This is a genomic window from Pseudomonas sp. 06C 126, assembly GCF_001855215.1.
Taxonomy (GTDB): Bacteria; Pseudomonadota; Gammaproteobacteria; order Pseudomonadales; family Pseudomonadaceae; genus Aquipseudomonas; species Aquipseudomonas proteolytica.
On the sequence record NZ_MIFU01000137.1, the window covers coordinates 1 to 4,782 of the forward strand.

The following is a 4,782-nucleotide window of genomic DNA, read 5'->3' on the forward strand; positions in this document are numbered from 1 at the left end:
GGCGCAGTGCCTAGCTGTTAGATTTGACAGTGCCGACGAGTGGTTGGGATGGAGTGTTTGTAGGCAAGCCCATTGCCACAGCGTGTCGTGGCGGGGGGGATCAAAGTTACTTGGGATACAGCGGCAGCATGCTAGTGCGTTCCAGATGGTCTTCGTGGGTGTTCCACCACACCACTTCTACGCCGGGCAATTCCAGCGCGCCGGCGCGGTTGGGCACCAGGTCTTCGCGGCTGCCGATCACTTCGCGTTCGCTGTCCTGATTGCTCAGCACCGGCTGGTCGGGATAACGCCGCAGGCCGGCGATTTCGGTGCTCGGCAGCGCCGGCAACTGGGCGCTGGCCAGGCCTTCGGCCTTGATATTAAATAGATCTGTCCCGTTTTTTTGGTCCCGTTTTTTTTGTTGCGTTTTTCTGTGGTTAAATAAGCGGGCGCTTCGGTAGGTGCCCGCTTAAAGTGCGTTGGTTGTTATGTCATAGTTGAACTACCGATACCGAGCCTCCTCCTATATTTGCGACATATGCAATAGGCTTTCCAGGTAGTGTTATGATGTTGGCTGGGTCGTGGAAGCCTGTAATCGTGGATGTGATTGTTTCAGTGTGTATGTTCATAACTGAAAGTGAGTTTGCGTTTCTTGAGGTTACATATGCGTGCTCGGTCGTTGTGCCGAATGCAACTCTTGGTCTGTCGATGTTTATCGTTTTAACTAGTGTATTTGTATCGGTGTTTAATATGTAAAGCACTTGCCATCCAGACCCGTAAATACGGGAGGTATAGGGGCTGTAGGCACTATAGAATGCCTGAATTGGTACGTGGGTTATGACCTGGTTTGTGTTGGCGTCAATGATGACGATGTCGTTCGTATTACTTCTGAAGACATACAGTCTATTGTTGCGAGGGTTGTATGTTATAGTGTTAGCCCATTGAATGCTGATTTGTTGAATGACTCTGTTTGTGGCTGTGTCAAAGACAATGACTGAGCCCGTGTCGGCATTCACGCCATATAGGCGGGAGCCGGATGCATTGAATACAAAGATGCGCATACTTACATCTATGATTACCTCGGTACGTGCAAAGGTACTGGTGTTGATTGTAGCGAGTGCCATTGAGCTTGTGTTGACATAAAGTCGCGTTCCATCTGGATGGATTGCGAAATTAGAGTTAGCATCACGGATGCTGTGAATTATTTGATTGCTGGCAGTATCAATCACGGCGATACCCAAACTATCGCCTGAAACGTATACTCTACTTCCGTCAGGGCTGGCGGATAAGTATAGCGGCCGGCCTCCAGTAGTGATCGTTTTAATAATTCGAGGGGCTGATACCACTGAATAAGTCGCACTTTGGAAATCAACCGCCTGCGCCTTATCCGGACTTCCATCGAAAGTCACCTTGCACGTAACAGTAAGTTGGCTCCCAGTAGGCAATGCCGCAAGCCAGTTACGCTGCACCGGGATGTTTACAAGTCCATTCGCCGCTTCCGTTGCACTGATCTCCACGCCGTCAAGCACATCCAGATCAGCCACACCCGCACTGCTGCAAGTCAACCACACCCGCTGCTTGGCTGCACTCAAACGCCACTTGGCGACAGACGCAGTGGCATTGCCGGTAAAGGCGGTGAGGTCGAGGGTGCCGCCATTGGCAATGTTGTTAATCAACGGACGTGGTAGGTTCGCAGCGGCGATAGTACCGAAGGTGACCGTTTGCAAGTGCGATGGAATGGTCTGGCCATTACGCAACACGCTATATCGCACGCAAACGGTGCTGTTCACACAGCGTGCCAGGATGGCGTTGCTCAGGGAGAACACCACGGTGCCACCGGCCTGACCATCCAGGCTCACGGTGTAAGGTGTGCCGGATTGGAAAATCATCTCCAGGGTGATTCGGTCTGTCGGGGCCATGGCGTAGGCCACGCTGACCCGCATATTGTTCTCAATGCTCAACGGGTTGGCGATGGTCACGTCGGGGCCGGTGCCGGAAGCGCCGCTGATGACGGGATGGGGCAAGACCCCCGGTAACGCCTGAATCGTATGTTCACGAATCCGGAACAATACGGCGTTGGACTTATCGGAGGTACGGTCGAAGCTGACCCAAAACTGAATACTCAGCCGCGAGCCGTCTTTGAGCAGGCGCAGTTCATCGACCGGAGTCGGCGGCAGGATGCCCTGGGAGACGCCGTCGTCAGTCACCAGGTTGGCGGTGTAGGTGGCTTCGAAGTACGGCGTGCCGTCGGCATATTCTCCGTGATACTCCATCCACATACGTTGTGCCGCATGGGTAAAGTGCCACGTGTTGAGCATTGTGCGTTCGTGGCCGGCGAGTCGGGAAAGGTCGAGCATTGGGCTTTCACCAATGCCTTCGATGGTGGGAATTGATAGCGTAGTAAGCGGCAGCAGCAATAACGACAGCACTGGCGAGGGAATTTCCCGAGTACCGCGCAGCAGGAAATACTGCACCTGGATAATGCGTCCGCCTGGCTGGATATTGCTGCCGACCACTTCGGGAGGCACTGTGTAAAACAGCGTCTTGATGCTATTACCGTCCTGGGTCTCGCAATGGCTGCCGATACTATCCACTCCTTTCCAGCATGCTCGCACCCTGTCGCCGGTCTGCATTTGGGCAAAGGTGACCTTGATGGTCGCGCCCGCTGTCAGGGCCTCTGGGGTCACTTGGTCGGGATGCCTAGAGGCTTCTTCGACTTCTGGCCGGGGCAGGTCGCCCAAGGCAACGCCCACGCTGATGATCAGTACCTCAGAGCTCAGCACGGGGCTTCCGTCGGCCGGAACCAACGAGTAGCGGATACGAATTTCACCGTTGAAATTAGGGTTGATAAACGACGTGCTGACAGGAAACGCCACAGGGCGACCGGCCGTGCCGTTGTTGAGTTCGATCTCGCCGCTGGTGCTGCCGCCGATGCCGGTGCCCGTCCAGTTCCAGATGAACTTATCCCCTGAGAAGGTGCGTACATAAGGCAGTGTGAGAATGGCCTGACCAATCACATCGGCAGGGTCGAGGTTGTCATGTTCATCAACCCCCTGCAGTAGGGGAGGCGGCATGGACGCCACGCGCGTGCCAAACTGGACCGTCAGTCGTTCGGACTCGCGCACTGTCAGCAGGTTGGCGCCGAGGGCGCCGACTTTACCGTCGTCCACCCGGTAGAAAACCGACACGTCGTTGATATTTTCAAAACGCTTGAAGTCGCTGTTGAACACGATCCGAAAGCGCGTCGGCGGCGGCGGATCACCGGCCAGCAGCACTTGTTCATAAAACTCCACAGCGCCATCGGGACGCATCGCTTCCATGCGCAGGGTGACGGAGTAGTTGCGGTCGTAGGGGATGTATTCCGGGAATTCGACGGTGATATAGGGGAGTGTCGGGTCGACCAGTCCAGCTTCCGCTTCGACGATACGAACTGGCGGCATGGTCGAAAGGGTGCCGTAAATCGTGACGGATAGGCGGCGTGAGGTGCCCAGCACATTGCCCAGGGGAAACTCCAGGTCATAGGCGATCTGCAGCGTGCCGTTGATCAGTTGTTTGAGGAAACTGTTAGGCACATCGGCAAAAGCCGACCGGTTGATTCGGACCGCAAAGGGTGGCAACTGCAGCGTGATGGGGGTGCCGACGGCGTCAACGCCGCTCAACGTCACGACGATCTGCGTACCGGCAGGTATCAACGAGTTGTCCGGAAGCCGCGTGGGTACGAACACCTCAACCTGAAAGTGGCCTTCGCTATGGGTGTCGAAATCTACATCGGTGATGTCGAGGTTGTTTAGCAGGAAGTAGGGCCGTTCCAGCAAGGAGGGGTCCAGGTCGCTTTCCAGGCGGATCGATTGAGACCACTGCTGCTGGAATTGTTCGGCGTTCATCCAGGGCCCGCCGGAGTAATTCAAGACCTCATCGACAACCCTGAAACGGATGGTCAACAGGCCACTGCCGTTGGGTCGGTAGAGAACTTCGGGCTCGACCTGTACTTCGATAGGCTTGGCCCCTGAAGCGTGGTCCTCATCCAGGCGCAGGAGCACCAAGTGACCATTCCAATACAACTCGATGGTGTCGCGGACCCGAATATTGGGATATCGCTCGATCGTAAGTACTACACCCAAGTCGGCGCGCTCGGGGACCAGGACCGCGCCGGGGCCCTGCAAGTCGGCCGGGAGAGACACCACCAATTCCGAATGGTAAGGCTCTCCCGGATCCTTATCTACACCGCCCGGGCGAGTCTTTTTAACGAACCAGGTCTGCTTGGGTGAAGTGCTTTCGGTGCTGCTGCCGGCACGCAGCACGCTGCCATAGCAGGGATACAGGAAGCCGGTGGGGACATTGTCATAAGAAATCCGCAACTGGTAGCGAGGTTCAGCGTCCTTACCTGTCGTGATTTCACCCCAGACCTCGACGTTGCCCATGTAAAACTTGAAAACGTCACCGACGTTGAGGCTGAACCAGCGTTCGAAGGTGATATACAGGAAGTTCTCCAGATGACGAATGCCCAGACCGACGTCGGCATCCACGACCGGTTGCACGGCATTGGCGACGTAAGGCGTGTCGAGGTCCTCGACAAAATGGGCGTCCCCGCCGCCCTCATGGGGGAGCCGTAGAGGAAAGGTTTCGGGGGGGAAATCCTGGGTGATCAGTTCGTTAGACATGACAAGTATCCCTGAAAGAGCGACGCCGCCTGACGTCGCGAAACAAGGAAAATCAAACACCCGCAGGGGCGCAGTGCCTAGCTGTTAGATTTGACAGTGCCGACGAGTGGTTGGGATGGAGTGTTTGTAGGCAAGCCCATTG

1 protein-coding gene and 1 pseudogene are annotated in these 4,782 nt (G+C 55.8%); both read right to left on the reverse strand.

Features of this window, described 5'->3' with window-relative positions:
• Positions 1–127 precede the first annotated feature (127 nt).
• A pseudogene (locus BHC62_RS25210) lies at positions 128–355 on the reverse strand (protein BatD); the annotation flags it as partial.
• A gap of 115 nt (positions 356–470) precedes the next feature.
• On the reverse strand, positions 471–4,640 hold the full coding sequence (locus tag BHC62_RS25215; RefSeq protein WP_070996567.1) for a YncE family protein: 4,170 nt from the start codon (positions 4,638–4,640) through the stop codon (positions 471–473).
• Positions 4,641–4,782 lie beyond the last annotated feature (142 nt).

Excerpts from the sequence above, each read along its gene's own strand:
- BHC62_RS25215 (WP_070996567.1), bottom strand. The coding sequence starts at position 4,640 with ATGTCTAACGAACTGATCACCCAGGATTTCCCCCCCGAAACCTTTCCT.